This window comes from Amycolatopsis alkalitolerans (assembly GCF_006152065.1).
Classification (GTDB): Bacteria; Actinomycetota; Actinomycetes; order Mycobacteriales; family Pseudonocardiaceae; genus Amycolatopsis_E; species Amycolatopsis_E alkalitolerans.
The window spans coordinates 43267-58314 of the sequence record NZ_VDFW01000039.1 but is presented as its reverse complement, the minus strand read 5'-3'; the positions used below and the strand labels follow the sequence as shown (position 1 = coordinate 58314).

15 protein-coding genes are annotated in these 15048 nt (G+C 66.8%); 7 read left to right on the top strand and 8 right to left on the bottom strand.

Going from position 1 to position 15048, the window contains the following annotated elements; all coding sequences use genetic code 11:
* Nucleotides 1-11: 11 nt before the first annotated feature.
* On the bottom strand, nucleotides 12-335 hold the full coding sequence (locus tag FG385_RS29965; protein WP_139100162.1) for a lysozyme family protein: 324 nt from the start codon (nucleotides 333-335) through the stop codon (nucleotides 12-14).
* Nucleotides 336-1346: 1011 nt separating this feature from the next.
* On the opposite strand from FG385_RS29965, the gene FG385_RS29960 reads away from it, so the two are divergent.
* The 6 genes from FG385_RS29960 to FG385_RS29935 all read left to right on the top strand — a co-directional run bounded on the left by FG385_RS29960 (nucleotide 1347) and on the right by FG385_RS29935 (nucleotide 9089).
* Nucleotides 1347-2162, top strand: coding sequence for a sigma-70 family RNA polymerase sigma factor (locus FG385_RS29960; protein ID WP_139100161.1), 816 nt, complete (start codon nucleotides 1347-1349; stop codon nucleotides 2160-2162).
* Nucleotides 2163-2546: 384 nt separating this feature from the next.
* Nucleotides 2547-3155: a hypothetical protein gene (locus FG385_RS29955; RefSeq protein ID WP_139100160.1), complete on the top strand. Its 609-nt coding sequence runs from the start codon at nucleotides 2547-2549 to the stop codon at nucleotides 3153-3155.
* A gap of 244 nt (nucleotides 3156-3399) precedes the next feature.
* Nucleotides 3400-5103, top strand: a complete 1704-nt coding sequence (locus FG385_RS29950) for a selenium-binding family protein (RefSeq protein ID WP_235022875.1) — start codon at nucleotides 3400-3402, stop codon at nucleotides 5101-5103.
* Between the two features lie 161 nt (nucleotides 5104-5264).
* Complete coding sequence (locus FG385_RS29945) at nucleotides 5265-6986, top strand: hypothetical protein (protein ID WP_139100158.1); 1722 nt, start codon at nucleotides 5265-5267, stop codon at nucleotides 6984-6986.
* Between the two features lie 982 nt (nucleotides 6987-7968).
* Nucleotides 7969-8646 (top strand): DUF433 domain-containing protein, encoded by a 678-nt coding sequence (locus tag FG385_RS29940; protein WP_160148920.1) that lies wholly within the window; start codon nucleotides 7969-7971, stop codon nucleotides 8644-8646.
* Nucleotides 8643-9089 (top strand): PIN-like domain-containing protein, encoded by a 447-nt coding sequence (locus tag FG385_RS29935; RefSeq protein ID WP_139100156.1) that lies wholly within the window; start codon nucleotides 8643-8645, stop codon nucleotides 9087-9089. Before FG385_RS29940 ends, FG385_RS29935 begins: the two co-directional genes overlap by 4 nt.
* On the opposite strand, the gene FG385_RS29930 is transcribed toward FG385_RS29935, so the two are convergent.
* Nucleotides 9070-9804, bottom strand: a complete 735-nt coding sequence (locus tag FG385_RS29930; RefSeq protein ID WP_200834730.1) for a DUF5710 domain-containing protein — start codon at nucleotides 9802-9804, stop codon at nucleotides 9070-9072. The genes FG385_RS29935 and FG385_RS29930 overlap by 20 nt on opposite strands.
* Before the next feature lie 225 nt (nucleotides 9805-10029).
* On the opposite strand from FG385_RS29930, the gene FG385_RS29925 reads away from it, so the two are divergent.
* Nucleotides 10030-11136 (top strand): three-Cys-motif partner protein TcmP, encoded by a 1107-nt coding sequence (locus tag FG385_RS29925; RefSeq protein WP_139100155.1) that lies wholly within the window; start codon nucleotides 10030-10032, stop codon nucleotides 11134-11136.
* Here FG385_RS29925 and FG385_RS29920 read toward each other — a convergent pair.
* The 6 genes from FG385_RS29920 to FG385_RS29900 form a co-directional block, all read right to left on the bottom strand.
* Nucleotides 11123-11878, bottom strand: a complete 756-nt coding sequence (locus FG385_RS29920; protein WP_139100154.1) for a DUF5131 family protein — start codon at nucleotides 11876-11878, stop codon at nucleotides 11123-11125. The genes FG385_RS29925 and FG385_RS29920 overlap by 14 nt on opposite strands.
* A 337-nt stretch (nucleotides 11879-12215) precedes the next feature.
* Nucleotides 12216-12620 (bottom strand): ASCH domain-containing protein, encoded by a 405-nt coding sequence (locus tag FG385_RS34540; protein ID WP_200834729.1) that lies wholly within the window; start codon nucleotides 12618-12620, stop codon nucleotides 12216-12218.
* Nucleotides 12620-14347 (bottom strand): DNA cytosine methyltransferase, encoded by a 1728-nt coding sequence (locus FG385_RS29910; RefSeq protein WP_235022874.1) that lies wholly within the window; start codon nucleotides 14345-14347, stop codon nucleotides 12620-12622. The genes FG385_RS34540 and FG385_RS29910 overlap by 1 nt, the downstream gene beginning before the upstream one ends.
* On the bottom strand, nucleotides 14347-14613 hold the full coding sequence (locus FG385_RS29905; RefSeq protein WP_139100152.1) for a hypothetical protein: 267 nt from the start codon (nucleotides 14611-14613) through the stop codon (nucleotides 14347-14349). The genes FG385_RS29910 and FG385_RS29905 overlap by 1 nt, the downstream gene beginning before the upstream one ends.
* Nucleotides 14610-14786, bottom strand: coding sequence for a hypothetical protein (locus FG385_RS34535; protein ID WP_200834728.1), 177 nt, complete (start codon nucleotides 14784-14786; stop codon nucleotides 14610-14612). Before FG385_RS34535 ends, FG385_RS29905 begins: the two co-directional genes overlap by 4 nt.
* A gap of 37 nt (nucleotides 14787-14823) precedes the next feature.
* Nucleotides 14824-15030: a helix-turn-helix domain-containing protein gene (locus FG385_RS29900; protein ID WP_139100151.1), complete on the bottom strand. Its 207-nt coding sequence runs from the start codon at nucleotides 15028-15030 to the stop codon at nucleotides 14824-14826.
* Between the last annotated feature and the right edge of the window lie 18 nt (nucleotides 15031-15048).

Here is a 15048-nt window from a genome sequence, read left to right as displayed (position 1 = left end):
GGGGCACTGTCCTATATGGATTGCTTTGCCCGTGTCGTCCGAACCCAGACACCAATCGTTGGTGAGATCACCTCATTGTTCGGATTGGGTGGACCGGCACCGTCGATGGTCACGCCATATCGTCGCCAGGCCGATGGGATGAATTGCATCGGTCCCACGGCCCTGTCCCAGGTCTTGTCACCATCCAACGCGCCGCCGTCGGTGTCGCGGATTGCCGCGAATCCGTTCGTCCCATCCAGGCGCGGTCCCAGAATCGGCGTCAATGTGGTGCCCGATGGGTCGAGATTTCCGTTGTCCGCGTGCTGGCTTTCCACCTGGCCGATCGCGGCGAGCATCCACCACTGCAGGTGGCAGCGGGGTTGCCGGGTCGCCTCCCATTTCTCGGTCCGCCGGTAGGCCCCCAGAACAACGCTCGGTATACCGTCCTGGTACCCCGCCGGTTGGGGCGCGACCGCGTCGGATGGGCGGCCGGCTTGCGTCGGCTGTGGGTACGTTGCACGAGGGTCGGGGGCGGCCACCTTGATCTCCCGTTGGCTCGCCTCCGAGTGGCGCGCGTAGGGCCATGTCGCACTCTGCGTTGACAGCAAGGCGACGGCCGACATCGCCATCGCGGCAGCGCGCCATCCGCAGTGCTTTGCCGTGGCCCGCCCTCGGGCTGCCGCGCCACGGCCGCCGTTCATCTCAAGCCTCCCTTTCGTGCCTGGCTCGGCGCTCTACCGGCCGCGGCCGTGAGTCCAGTGGCGGCTGAGGGCTGGTCATGTTGCGGAGATTCTGATGATGGCCGCCATATCCGGTGGTGGTACATACGCCGGCTACCGCTCCCCGTGGCGCGGCACGGGGAGCCCGAACGGACATCCTTGTCCCTCCCACCGTCATGAGCGCGGTCACATGCTTCTTTAGACCCACTCGGCAGCGGATGTGGACACCGTCGCGCTCTGCGGGGATCGAAGCGGCGAGCAGCGTCTCGCTGTGTGCGGCGAACGCGCACCTCCGGAGTGGACGAAGGCTTGCTCGCGCTGCTACCCGGCTGATTCGCGCAACGGTGTCCACGTGGGCGGCCAGACGTGTCTATAGTGATGTTCCTCACGGTGGCCCATCGAGCTGAAGAGAGAGATCAATGTCGATTCGCACTCTGCGCTGTTGACCAACGCTCGCTGGTCGCCAAGGAAGACTTCGTCCGAGTGCGACAAGACCTTATGCCCGGACACGTCCGCGAACGGAATCCGAAATGGCCGGGGGCTGACCCCTTCCGCCCACACGACTGAACTGCCGAGACGCCGCAGCGGCCCGACACCCGCGCACGATGCGGCACCCCACCCCGGACAGACCGCGTGGGAGGTAACGCCATGGGCCAGAACGCGACAGCGACGATGACCGACCGCGACTTCGTACGAGTCATATGGAGCGAGCGGCAGCGCCTGCTGACGCTCGCACGCCGATTAGCGCCAGTCGGCATCGAACCCGAGGACCTCGTGCAGGACGCCCTCACGCAAGCCTGGCAGGCTCGGCGTGGCTTCCGTGGTGAGGCCCATCCCCGAACCTGGTTGCAGAGCATCCTGATGAACCGGCTCCGGAACCTGCTGCGGGTTCACGGTCGAGAAGTAGCGACAGCGGACACCATGGCGCTACCGCCTGATCGGGCATGGCTCAGCGTGACAGTGACCGACCCCCAGACCATCATCAGCGCCGCCGAAGACGAGCAGCAGTTGCGTAACGCCCTGCACACGCTGGCGCCTACCGACCGGTCGGCAATCGTGCTGCGCGACGCGGAAGGCTGGAGTATCCAGGACATCGCCGCGATCTTCGCGATCTCCACCGAGGCCGCGCACAAACGCATCCAGCGGGCCCGGCTGCGGCTTGCCGACGCCCTGCGTGAGGCCACCGGGCAGCCGGCGAGCCTCGCTCCCGAGTCCTGCACGCGGGCACGCGAACTGTGCTTGGGCTATCTCGATGGCGACCTTGGCGAAGGGCAGAAGGCCGAGGTCGAAGAGCATTTGAACAGGTGCGAGTACTGCCCGCCGCTGGTTCAAGCGCTGATGGGCCTCAGGCAGGCACTTTGGGCGAGACACGACGCCCGCCTCTCCCGTCTGCGGGACAGTCTCGCCGTCGTGCTCGCCTTCGAGTTCGTCCGCCGGACCGCCCGCCGCTACCGACGACGATAACCGCGGCGCCGAATTTTTCGGGCACCGGATCCGAGAGCAAAGTGCCACCCGGTGAGTACGGCAGTTGCACGGTGAGGTCTTGCGTCAGGTCGTGATCATAGTCGCCGTGTGACGGCGAATCCTCGACCGGATCGCCGCGCGTACCGAAAGCCCGTGAGCAGCGCCTGGCGGCCTCTGACAGTTCCGGACGGCCCCGGGGGCGCACCAAGAAAGCGCGACTGGTGTCCACATCCGCCGCCGGGCGGGTCTATCTGGATGTCCAGCAGCAGCGCCGATTGTGTCTATCCAACGAGAAGCGCAAGAGCACGTCGGCGAGGCGTGGTGTTCCCAGGAGGTAGCGCCCGCCGCCGGCGTCGACCCGGCCAAGAGTGAAGAGGTACATCCATGTCGATCCGAACACGACTCTTATCAGCAGCCGCTGCCACCGGCGTGATCTTCGCCGGGATCTCCGCGGCGGGCGTGGCAAGCGCGTACGCGGACGGTTTGCCTGGGGTTCCCTCGGCAGGGCTGCCGACGCCCAGCGCTGGCAGCCCGCTGCCCAACACGGGCGGTATCTACGTGCAGGCGCCAGGGTACTCGCAACTGAGTCCCCAGGCGGGGCAGGCACTGGATCAGAACGGGCCACGGCCTCCCGACGTGCGGGTTCCCGAACTTCCCGGCGACGGGATGTTCTGGCACACCTCGTACTGGATGAATATCGACCACCGGACGCACGACAGCATCGAGCACGCCGGAATGTTCTTCGTGCCGACCGATCGTTCGTCGGACTGGGACATGGTCATGACCGAACTCGACGCCGGTTCCACCGGCAGTCCGGTCATGCGGCTGTACATGTTCTGCAACATGGCAAAGTCGAATTCCACGTCGGAGAAGCTCGTTCCCTACACCGACAAGGATGGGACGCTCGCGTTCGATCAGAGCCTCACCGGTGGCGGTCAGTTCGCAACCGACTACATCAAATGGTTCCACCATTTCGCCTGGAACGCGCTCTGAGGCGAACGGTCACGACGCAATGCCGTTGGGCGAGCCGGGCGCCCACTCGCTCAACGGTTTTCTGTAAGAACCTGACGGATCGGTACGGGTACGCAGAAGGTGAGGAGGACGTATGCCCAGAATCTTGGGGCTTCGGCGCCGGTGGGCCGCCATTGTCGGGGCACTGGCACTCGCGGGTGCCGCAGCACTCGTCGGAAATTGGCAGTCATTCGGCGCGGACACGATTTCTGAGAGCATATCTTCGGTGAAAGCGAGCGACGGCTCCGTCTTCAGTGTCACCAACCACCTGGTGAACACGGACCTGTCGAGCCTCGGCATGCGTTCCTCTTCGGGATCGCTCGACACGTCGGGGAAACCGCATAAATGGATGGTTGTCTGGGCGGGCGATATGAATGCCGCCGACAACACGTCGCTGACCGACATCACGAACCCTCTGCACGTCGTCAAGACCGACGGCAGCATGACCCCCGGACCGGACTTCCTGGCCGTGGTCGACGCGGAACCGTCCTCCCCGACCTATGGGAAGATAGTCAACACCGCGACGATCGCGCCGCTGGTGGAGAACGAACCGCACCATATGCAGTACATCTGGCACGCGGGCAACACGATCTACGCCGGTGGCCTCTACTCCGCCGCGACTTATATGTTCGACGTGTCCAAGCTCCCCGCGCTGACCATGTCCGGTGTGTCGATCCCCGCCGACACGCCGTGCGGTTCGGTGCCCGACGCCTTCGCCGTGCTTCCGGACGGCACTGCTTATGGCACCTACATGGGCGGTCCCGTGCTACCAGGGCCGTGCCGTTACACCGACGGCCAGGTGCGTGTGGGTAACGGGTTCGGGGGCACCCCTGGCGAGGTCGTGCACTTCGCCCCGAACGGCAAGGTGCTGTCCGAGTCGCCGGCGACCCCGCCAACCGCGGAGGACCCGAGCCGATGCGCCAACATCCCCGCACTGCCGAACGCGACCTGCGCCAACGTGCACGGTATCCAGGTGCGCCAGGACCTTCACCGGATGGTCACCTCCGACTTCGCGGAGCCGCGTGACATCATCCTGGATCCGGTCAAGGCGCCGGACCCGAACCTCTACCGTCCTACGGTGCGATTCTGGGATACCTCCAACGAGAACGACCCGAAGATGATCGCATCGACCGTTCTCCCGAACGGCCCGCGGGGCAAGACCCCGGGCACGGACCCGCTCGCCCAGGAGAACAGGGCTGGTATGGAGCCCGCGCTGACGAACCTGCCGCAGAACAAGGGGGCATTCGCGGAAACCTTCTGCGGTGGTGCCCTCTTCTACACCCCGGATATCACGGCTGCGAACCCGGCGTGGCGGGAGGTGTTCGACGACGCCACGGCCGCCAGGAAGATCAACCCGAAGGCGGATCCGAACGTGGGCTGCGACGGCGGTAGCTGGGTCGCCGTCAGCCCCGACGACCACACCCTGTACCACGCCGTTATCGGACGTAACGCCAGCGGCACCGATCCTGGGATGACCAAGATGGTCTATTCCCTGGACATCAGCAAGCTGATCGCCAGCGGTGCCAACCCACAGTGCAACATCACCACGGTGCCGGAGTCCTACAACGGCGGGAGCCAGGCCGACTGCCCGACGGTCGCAAGCGTTCTCCCCGTCAACGATCCGACCACCGGCGGTCCGCACTTCGGCTCGTTCGACAACTGGGTGAAGGGGCCGGATGGCCGCTACCAGGAAACCACGAACTATCCCCACATGGCGTTCACGAACTACTTCGTGGCCCGCTACGGCATGGACGGAGACCATATGGTCTGCCAAACCAATGTCAATGACGGGAAACTGTCACTTGACACCACATTCCGCGACGAGAACACAGGACAACCGTGCGTCAGTTTCAACAGGACGAACTGGCCGCATGGTGCCTACGGGCCCGCCAAACCACACCTGGCCCTCTACGTAATTAACAACGGCTGAGGAAAAGGATGAGGATTCCGCCGCAGAGCGGCGGGTGGAGGGCCATCCCGACGGGGTGGCCCTCCACCCGTGCCGCCGTTCAACGCGCCTTTTTCGGCACCGTGCTCGCCGTAGGTGTCCTGACGCTCGGTGCGGCCCCGGCGTGGGCGCACGGGGACGACATGTCAGCAGCAGCAGCACCGGACTGGGTCGCGGTCGTGGTGCGCGACGTGGTCCTGGCCACCGCCGCGGTGATCGGCGGCGTCGCGCTGCTTCGGCCGTTGGTGGCCCGCTCCGGCTCCGTCCCGGCGGCGACGCGAGCGATCCGCGTACTCACCCGGACCGCCGCGTTCGTCGGCGGCACGACCTTGGTGCTTTTCGCGGTCACCGGTCACGCCGTGCTGTGGCTCGCCGTGCCGCAAGCGCTCTTCATGATCGGCGTGACATTCACGCTCGGCCGCCCGGCGCTCGCCGTGGCCAGCGGCCTGGTGCTGACTCTGCTCACCGCCTTCGACGCCGTGGTCGTTGCCGGGCACACCGGGTGGGACATCGCGGCAGGCACCGTACACACCGTGGCCGCCGCGGTGTGGCTGGGTGCCACCGCCACGGTGGCCACCGCGCGCCGCGGCACGCGCTACCCGACGCTACGACGGCTCGCCCCAGCAGCCGTCACCGGCGGCATCCTGATTGTGCTTACCGGTATCGCGCAAGCGTGGATGGACGGGCTTCGACCGGACGCTACGGCGTTTGGCAGCACGTTCGGGAAGGTCCTGCTGCTCAAGACGGCGCTGCTGGGCATCGCCGCGGTGATCGGAGTGCTGGCCCACCGCCGACGGTGGGCGCGGAGTGCCAGCAAGGTATCCGCCGTTGCGCTGGCAGGGGCGCTCGCCGCAGGTAGCACGTTGATCGCTATCTCGCCCCCGCCCGCGGCACCGGTGCCTGGCGTGCCCCTGCTGCGCTCGGTACCGGTGAGCGCGAGCCAGCAACTCCCCGTCCTCGTTGTGCCGCAGCGCCCCGGGTGGAACCTCGTCCACGTCGACTCCACCGATGTAGCGGTCGGCACGGACCGCGGCCATCTCACGCCGGTCGCCGCGCGGCCGGGCACCACCGGTGGGTGGGCCTTGGTCGAGCTACCCCCCGGGTCGAGCAAGATCTGGATACAGCACGGCGAGACGCCGACATCGCTGCACGTCGACACCGGGCACGGCCCCCCGGCCACCCCTGACATCGCCGGCCCTGACGGGCCCGAATGCGCCAGCGCGGCTCTCGGGGCTCTCGCCGCGGGAGCGGACACGCCCCTGGCCTCTTGCCCTGGCGACCGGCTCGCCAACCAGGACGCCCGCTCATTGGCGGCCGTCGTCGCCTTCATCGCTGACCGGGGTGGCCACACGATCACCCTCGTCGGTGACTCCTCACCGCGATCACTGGCTGCGACCGAGGTGGTGCGCGACGCGGCGGCTGCGCACCACCTGGCGATCGCACCGAGACCCCAGGCCGATAGCGCTCTGCTCGTCGTCTCCGGGTGGACCGAAGCGAACACCACATTGCTTGGCGTTCTCCACAGCCAGGTCCCCAGCCTTGGGGCCTACCTCGCGCCGTGGCTCGCCAACTCGCGCATGCTGGCCTACGGGTCTGGAGCTGTCGTGGCGCTCCGTTTCGATCCCCGCAGCCCACAGCCCCTGCAGTACGCCACGACGCTACGTCGCATCGCTGGCAACGACGAGAGCGCCAGCGCAGCCGGTTACCGGGGATGGCTCGTCGCGAAGGGAGCATCAGACACGGGACCTACCAGCCTGTACGCCGGTTCGCTGATCTCATGGCTGCCGGCGAATCTCGCGATGCCCATATCAGGAGGATGGATCGAAAACGGCATCATCGCCAAGATCACGCAGCCGCTGGACTGACTTGACTTTCGCGGTCGAACATCGCGTGCCACCGGGCAGGGTTCATGCTGCGGCCCGCGGCACCTGTCTTCCCCAGCTTCACCAAGATCACGAAGTCCGGCTGGAGTACTAGGAAGCGACCACATCTCACGGGTCGTGCACGTCCTCGGACAGGGCAGACAGCACGGCGTCCTGGTCACCGGCCCCGCTCGCCGACGAAATCGTAGGCGAGCTCGGCTTCGATCCACTCTGGATAGGCGTCGAAGCCGCGACTGGTGATAACCGAGGACCGGTCGAAGATCGGCCATTGCGGCGTGGGGCTCTTCGTGCGGTCGCAGGCGGACGGCGCTCGCTAGGTCGAGGGCGACGTCCTTCATCGTGTGCTGCAGCCCAACCGGAGCAAGCCACGGCGCCGGGGCAGCAATGTGAAGACTCGACCTTCTGTTTAGTCGCGCCTGCGGACCGGGTAGCACCGCCCTGAACCAAGACCGACGCCGGGACAGGAACGACCGCTCGAATCCAGCGGCACCAGCTAAACCATAACCGTCCGCAATGGCCTCGAACGGATGGAAACCGCCTGGTCAGAGGCTGCGATCAAGAGCGCGCCCGAAGGGATTCGAACCCCCAACCTTCTGATCCGTAGTTGCGACGACAGGGTGCTGATCGTTGGTTTCCTGGGGAAACGCTGGTATGACAGGCGGCTGACTGGCATATCCGGTTACCGCTGTGCGTCGTTTCGTGGATGAGAACGTGGATGAAGATCAACAGTCCGTCCGGATGTCGACGAGGTAACCTGCCCCGAATCACGTGTCCGCAGTGATGCGGCATGTTTGCAACTCGTCGCCTCTCACGTGCATGCCCCTGGGCGACGACGACCAGGATCCCCCGTCCAAGTTGGCCCGAATAGCGCGCGCCGTCGTCGACCTGCGACGCTGAGTGCTCCATGTGGGTGATCCAACCGGCGGGAAAGTCACGGATCGACGCCTTATGCGATCCTGTCGTTGTGAGTGTGACGGTCCTAGACCAGGAGATGTATACCGAGGCCGAGGCGGCCCGGCTGCTCGCGGTACCCCCAACCACGCTCAACTACTGGCTGGAAGGTGGCGAGCGCCGCGGCAAGCTGTACGAGCCCATCGTGCGCGAAGCCCGCAAGGGCGGCCACCCTCCGGTGACCTGGGCGGAGTTCGTCGAGTGCGCCTGGCTCCGTCAGTACCGCCGCAAACACCAAGTGCCGATGAAGGAGCTGCGTGCCTTCATCACGCAGCTGCGCGACAAGCTTGGGGTGCCGTACCCGCTCGCACATGCTCGGGCCTTCGCTTACGCGGGCAAGTTGCTTATTGTCGAAGCGCAAGAGGTTGCTGGTCTCGATCCCGAGTATTACCTGGTCGCGCCGGTCGGGGGGCAGATGCTGCTGACCCCGCCTGCTGAGGAGTATCACGAGCGGCTGCAGTACGAAGACGACATCGTCGCTGCTTGGCGACCGCACGACGACCCGAACTCCAGCGTTTTGATACGGCCGAATGTCCGTTTCGGACGGCCGTCCGTCGCGGGAATCAGCACCGACGTGCTGTGGGAGCAAGTCGACGCCGGTGCCTCGATCGACGAGGTCGCGATGGATTTCGGAATCACCCCCCGCGACGTTCGTTGGGCGGTCAGCTACGAGAGCGCCCGCGCCGCGTGAGTCCAGCAGCGAAGTCGGCAACGGTTCGCTTCTACATCGATGCTGACTTGCTCGGCTTGGCGCGGGTTCTGGTTCAACTTCGGAGCGACGTCACGTTCCCGGGGGATCCGGGAGGCGTCATATTCAAGAAGAAGAGGCCGCCATGCCCCATCCAGCCCGGTGCCCTTGATGTCGACTGGCTCCCCGAAACTGCGCGTCAGCGCTGGCTTGTCATCACGCGTGATCGCAATATTCAGCAGCACACGCGCGAAATCGCGGCTGTTCGTGAGCACGGCGCGCGCATGATCGCCTTGGCCGGTGCCGACGCGGTAACCAAGTTCGATCAACTTGAAGTCGTCATGTGCCGCTGGCGCGACATCCAGCGGCGCCTCGACGAGCCTGGCCCCTTCATCTACCAAGCAAGCCGCACACGCCTGACCCTGGTCAGCCTCGACGGGCCGTAGAGCGTCGCGTCCGTGTCATGTAGAGCGCCTGAGTTCCACGGCAGCAATGCCGGCTCGCCGCTGGGCGGCCGGGGGGCTGGGCGAGGGTGATCCCGGCGTTGCTGACCAGGGACAGGTCGAGCGTCCAATCTCGTGCCGAACGCCGCTCCCACACGTGGAAGGCTTTGCCGATGTGGGCCTGGGCTTGGTCCGCCGTCATGCCGGTGACCGCCCGCAAATGCGCGAAGGCTGCGTCGGCATTGCCCTTGACCTGGGCGTATCCGAAGTGCGTGGTGCGGTGACAGTCGCTGCAGAGGCAGATCAGCCGACGCAGCACCTGCATGCTGGTCGGCTCGTCGTAGCGCCACCGTTCGTGGGCTTCCAGCCAGCGTTGGGCGTCGCGGCCTTCCCCGCGGTTGCAGACCTCGCAGTGCTGCCCGGCACGCCGGACGAGCATGCGGCGCAGCCGCTCCCAGTCTCGTTGCGCGATGCAGTACCGGACGTTGGTGAACCAGCACGAACTCGGGACCAGGTCGACGAACAGACCGGAACCGAACGTGCGGTCTTCGCCGGGGAGAACGTCCGGGAGGTCCGGCCGGGCCGTCCACGGCTGCAGCGCCTGAATGTCCGGGCGCGGGGCGTACCACCGTTTCGCATCGGGGTCCCACCGCGCCCCGGCGGCTTTCGCCTGGTCTTTCTCGCTGTACGGAACGTCCAGCCAGATTCGTTGTGGCATCGTCCTCGGCTCCCCTCCGCCGACACATCATGTGGACTGGACCAAGCATCCCGGGCGCCACCGACAAAACCCGGCGCATCGACCTGCGGTTCACCTGAATGAACCAGACCTGACCACGGGCGCCTCGTGAACAGTCCGCCGATTCGCCCGAACACGTGTTCGCTGGTGGCCGAGCAGCACTGTAGGTAGCTTGGCGACTACGGTCGACGTTCGCGGAGGGGTCCCATGAACGACACGCTGTGGCAGTTGGAGCCGGCGACGGCCGCGAAACATCGGCTGTATAAGCGATATCTCGACGGCTACTGGGCCAAGATGTTGCAGCCGAACGGTGCTGGCAACAGCTGGCCAAAGGTCACTTATGTCGACGCATTCGCCGGCCCCGGCCGCTACCTCGGCGGCGAGGAAGGCTCGCCCGTCTTCGTCCTCCGCCGGCTCCTCGACCACACGGCGCGGGGCCGGATGGGGCTGCGGCCGAACCGGGTCCAGCTGGTCTTCATTGAGAAGCGCCGCGACCGCTACAAGCATCTGGTGAAGGAACTCGGAGCGAAGTTCGGCGACCTGTCGGCGCTGCCGGTACGCGTCGAGGTTGTTCACGGCGAGGCCGCGGCGGAGACCGCACGGGCTCTGGATCACCTCCAGGCATGGGGAAACCCGGTGCTGGCGATCTTCGACAGCTGGGGCAACGTCAACGTGCCCCTGACTCTGCTGGAACGGATCGCGGCCAACCGCGGCAGCGAAGCGATCGTGACGTTCGGACCGAACTGGTTCAACCGGCGCGAGGACCAAAACGCCGAGCAGCTCGACGACGTGTTCGGTGGACGCGAGTACTGGCAGCGAGCCGATCGGGAGAGCAGCACCGACGAACGTTGGCGCGCGTGGTTGTCGACATACCGCGATGCGCTCGGACGCGCCGGATTCGAGTTTCAACTGCAGTTCGAGGTGGTGCCGCACACCGGGCAACCGCTGTATCTCGTGCACGGCACCAAGCACGTCGCGGGTGTCGAGGTGATGAAGGATGCCATGTGGACGGTCGATCCCGAAGCCGGGACGCTTTTCCGTGACCCGCGCACACGCGGTGCCGAGAGTGTCGGACAGCTGGACCTTTTCGGCAGTGGAGGCGGCGTTCACCCCGAACTGCGCGAGCTGATCGTGCAACGGCTCGACGACGGGGCAATCACCGTCGAGCAGCTACGAGACTGGCTGGTGCGGGAGACTGCGCGCTGGTTGGGCAAGCATGCGAACGCGGCAGTAAAGACAATGTGCGACGAAGGTGCCGTGCACGTCGAGCCGACCGGGCAGATCAGCAAGCGATCGGTGATCAGGCTGCGTTGAGCGCCGCTGGGGTGGGCATCTCGTCCCATGTGCGGCCGTCCAGCTCTCGACCGCCGGCCTTCGGGGTACGTCCACCCCACTGCTTGAAGAAGAACGGCACATGAGCCTGCTGGCAGTTGTCGCGGATCTCCCGCGCCCAACGCGGATCCATCGGACGGCACCCCGGACCGGATTCGCCGCCGACGATGACCCAACCAATGCCGTCGAGACTCAGGTCAGTGAGCGGGCCGAGCAGAGGCTCGCAAGACAAGAATCGCACGGCAGCCGGAACCATCCGTAGATCGTCGACGCGGTAGCTCACCTGCTCGTTCTCGACCGACACGCCGAGCCATAGGTTGGCAGGCCAGTTCAACGACGGAGCAAGGCGCCGCACGCGACGTGACCGCTTGGTCAGCACCTGGTAGGTGTGCTGCGGTGTCGCCTCCATCACAGCGAAGACGCGCCGGATGAACTCGACGGGGACCTTCGCGTGGAACAAATCGCTCATTGAGTTGACGAACACGAGCCGCGGCTGCCGCCAACGGAACGGCTCGCCGAGCGCCCCCGCGTGCGTCGCGACCCCAAAGCCCGGCCCACTCGTGCGCAGATCACCATCCCGCTGGTACTTCGCCGAGCCCATCGCCTTGAGGCGCTTGGCCAGCGTCAACGCATAACAGTGATCGCATCCGGCCGAAACCCGATCGCACCCGGTCGTCGGGTTCCAGGTAGCTTCCGTCCATTCGATGGCTGATCCATCACTCATCGCTTGCCCCTCCTCCGGTTCGTCGCGGATCGGTTTCCGCTCCAGGTGGTGGGATTGCTGTACGCGGACGGCCAATACCCCGTGCACTCTAGCCGGGCCGGGGAAAGCGCCGGTCCTGCCATACCCACGCGTCGCAATCCGATGTCACTCGTTCGTCCGATTGGTCTACGCTTCCAGGAGGCGGGCCGGTCACGACCCGGCCCGCCCCTCGACCGCGCAATTCAGTTGCCGCAGGTGACACACACCCACTGCCCGTTGCGCTTGACCTTGTAGCAGCCCCAGGGGCAGGGCGCGCCCAGCAGGACAGCCAGGCGGATCAACATTGTCTTCATGGTGCTCACCTCCTTTCCGCCTGCACGGTGTCGCGTGGGATATCCAGGGACAGCTGGTCGCCGACGTCGTCGAGATAGGTCCATTCGATGCGGGTGACGATGTCGCTGGGCTGGATGTCCTGCGCGTCGATGAAGAACCGGCGCATGAATTCCTCGGTACTCATGCCCGGGAAGCCTTCGCGCGCGACCTCGGCGACGGTAATCGCGTCGAGGGGCTCCCGGCGGACGTCGAGCACTTCGACCTCGGCGACACGCACGAGCGGCTCACCCGGGCGTCGACCCATGACCTTGCGGCACAACGTGATCCGCTCGCCAGTCCGGAGGTAGGCCCACCCTTTGCGGCGGGTCACGGTCTTGATCCGCGAGCGCACCTCGCGCTCGGTGAACGCGACCGACATCAGACGTGGCATCACAACCCCAGCGCCGGGACGGCCGGGTCGAGCAGCTCACCGCTGATCGCCTCGACTAGGGCGGAGAGGAGGACTTCGGCGGCCGGTGGGGTGACGGCGTTGCCGTAGCCGCGCACCTGGTCGCGTTTGGAGCCCTTGACCTTGTAGCCCTCGGCGAAGCCCATCCCGGCGGCGATCTCGTGGGTAGCCAGCATCCGGAAGGTGCACTGCTCGACCACCGTCCGCCCGGTGGCCCATCCGACGAGGGATTGGTGGCCGGCGGTGGTGAGGGTGCGGACGGGTTCGGTGATCGGTGTGCACATCTGGCCGGGGTTGCCGCGCGCGGTGTTGTGCCGCACCAGCATGTGCTCCGCCCCGGCCGGTGGGCCTATGAGGGCGTAACGGTCGCGGGTGGTGAGCGTGCCGACAGGTTCGTCGACTGGACGCGCCGGGCCGTTGGAGTAGTACGCGAGCAGCATCGCCGCGGCCTCCGTGGTCGGGCCGACGAGCCCGTGGTGGTTGCCCTGCGCCGACACCGTCGGCAACGGCCCTCCCAGCGGGTAGGCGGCGGTCTTCGAGCCGCCCCCGCGTAGGAGCGAAATGAACGGCGGGACGACGAGCGCGGTCTCGCGGCGGCAGGTCTGGGTCCGTAACGGCTGCTCCACCGTCGTCGCGGTGTCGATCCTGGCGCGTTTGGCGACCGGTACGACCAGTGGCGGCGCCACCAGCCCGTCGGTCTCCCGCGTGGTGCGGGTCGGCAGCGGCGCATCCACCGGAATCGCCTCGCGTCGCCAGGTCCCGCCGGCCGGCGCCAGCAACGCCCGTCCGTGCCGCTCGAGCCCGGCCTCGATCCGCGCGAGGGTGGCCTCGGCGAGCGGATCGGGGCGGCCCTTGGCGTCGACCCGTTCCCCGATCTTCGCTCCGGGTGGCAGGCTCCAGTCCACCACGGTGGAGGCGGGCAACACCTCGGGCTCGACGAGCTGGTGGCGGCAGGCCCGGTTCGGGCAGCGGTAGACGTACTGCCCCGTCTTCGGCCCGTACTTGCCCATATCGACACCGGGTTTCTTGAACACCTGCAGCGCGTCCACCACCTCATCGCAGCTGTTGCACTGGGCCTTGGGGCGCAGCCACTTGTCCCAGTCCGGGTCGCGGCCCAGCTCCGCGAGCCAGAACGGCATGTAGAACCGGTCCCGCGACTGCGTCACCCTCCCGGTCACCGGTCCCGTGACGTGCATGGAGTTCAGGGCGACCAGGCGGGTGCGGTAGCCGTGCGATTCGATCTCCCGGCGCCACCGACCGAATTCGTCCCACTTGCGCACCTGCACCACGTTCTCCACCACACCGGCCAGCACCGGCTTTCCCTTGCGGCGCATCGCCTGCAGGTAGCGGGGGATCTCCTCCATCAGCGCCCGCGCCCGCGCGACGTTCGGGTCCGTCGCCACCGCACCGACCGCGGGGTTGAACAGCACGCCCTGCGTGGAGCGGTCGAAGTCGCGGCGCACGCCGCGCGCGTCGGTCCACGGTGGACACGACGGGGACGCCCAGAACAGATCCGCGCGCGGAAAGCTCGCGATGTCGGCCTTGGCGATGTCCCCGCAGTAGTGATCGGCGTCCGGGAAGTTCATCCCGTGCACCTCCACCGCCAGCGGGTTGTGGTTCGCCGCCAGCATCAGCTCCACCCCGGGCACCGCGGCCGCGCCCTGGGAACTGCCGCCGAACCCGGCGAACTCGTCATACAGGCTGTACATCACAGGCCACCCCGGTCCGCGTACCGGGCCGCCGCCAGCAGCGCGGCCGCCAGCGAGCGGCCCACGCGCGGGGACAGAAACGTCGACGCTTCCGTGAGGGGGGCACGGTCCTCCCGGACGTAGATCACGACATCCCCGCCGTCGGGCTGCGCGGCCACCGCGACCACGTCCCCGAAGGAGGTGAACTGCCACTCGGCGATCCCGTCGACCTCCAGGTGGGGGTGGGGCAGCCGCAACCGCGCGGTGTCACGACGCCGCGCGCTCACCGGTCCTCACTCCCCGGCATCCCGGCGACCGCGACGGTCAGGTAGATGCGGCCGAGCTGGGAGGCGCCGCGGTTGGGGTAGAAGCGGGACGATTCCTGTACGTCCAGCACCGCGCCGATCCGGTCCACGGCTGCGGCGACCTCGGTCTCGGTCCCTTCAACACGAATCCTCATTGGACAGATCTCCTCGTCCTTGTCTGTGTGGCTCGGGTCAGGAATCGATGTGGTTGGACAGCAGCGCGGGCAGGCATCCGCATTCGTCGTTGGTGTCGTGGTGGAATCCGATGCAGCGGTCGTCGGGGCAGCCGCAGGCGTCCCCGTACCACTTGCCGTCCGGGAAGTAGTTCAGTCGCGCCCATTGGGCCTGGCTGATCCCGGCCGCTCGCAGCTGCTCACGGGCCTCGCTGTTCAGTCGCATATCAGCTCCTTAAGTCAG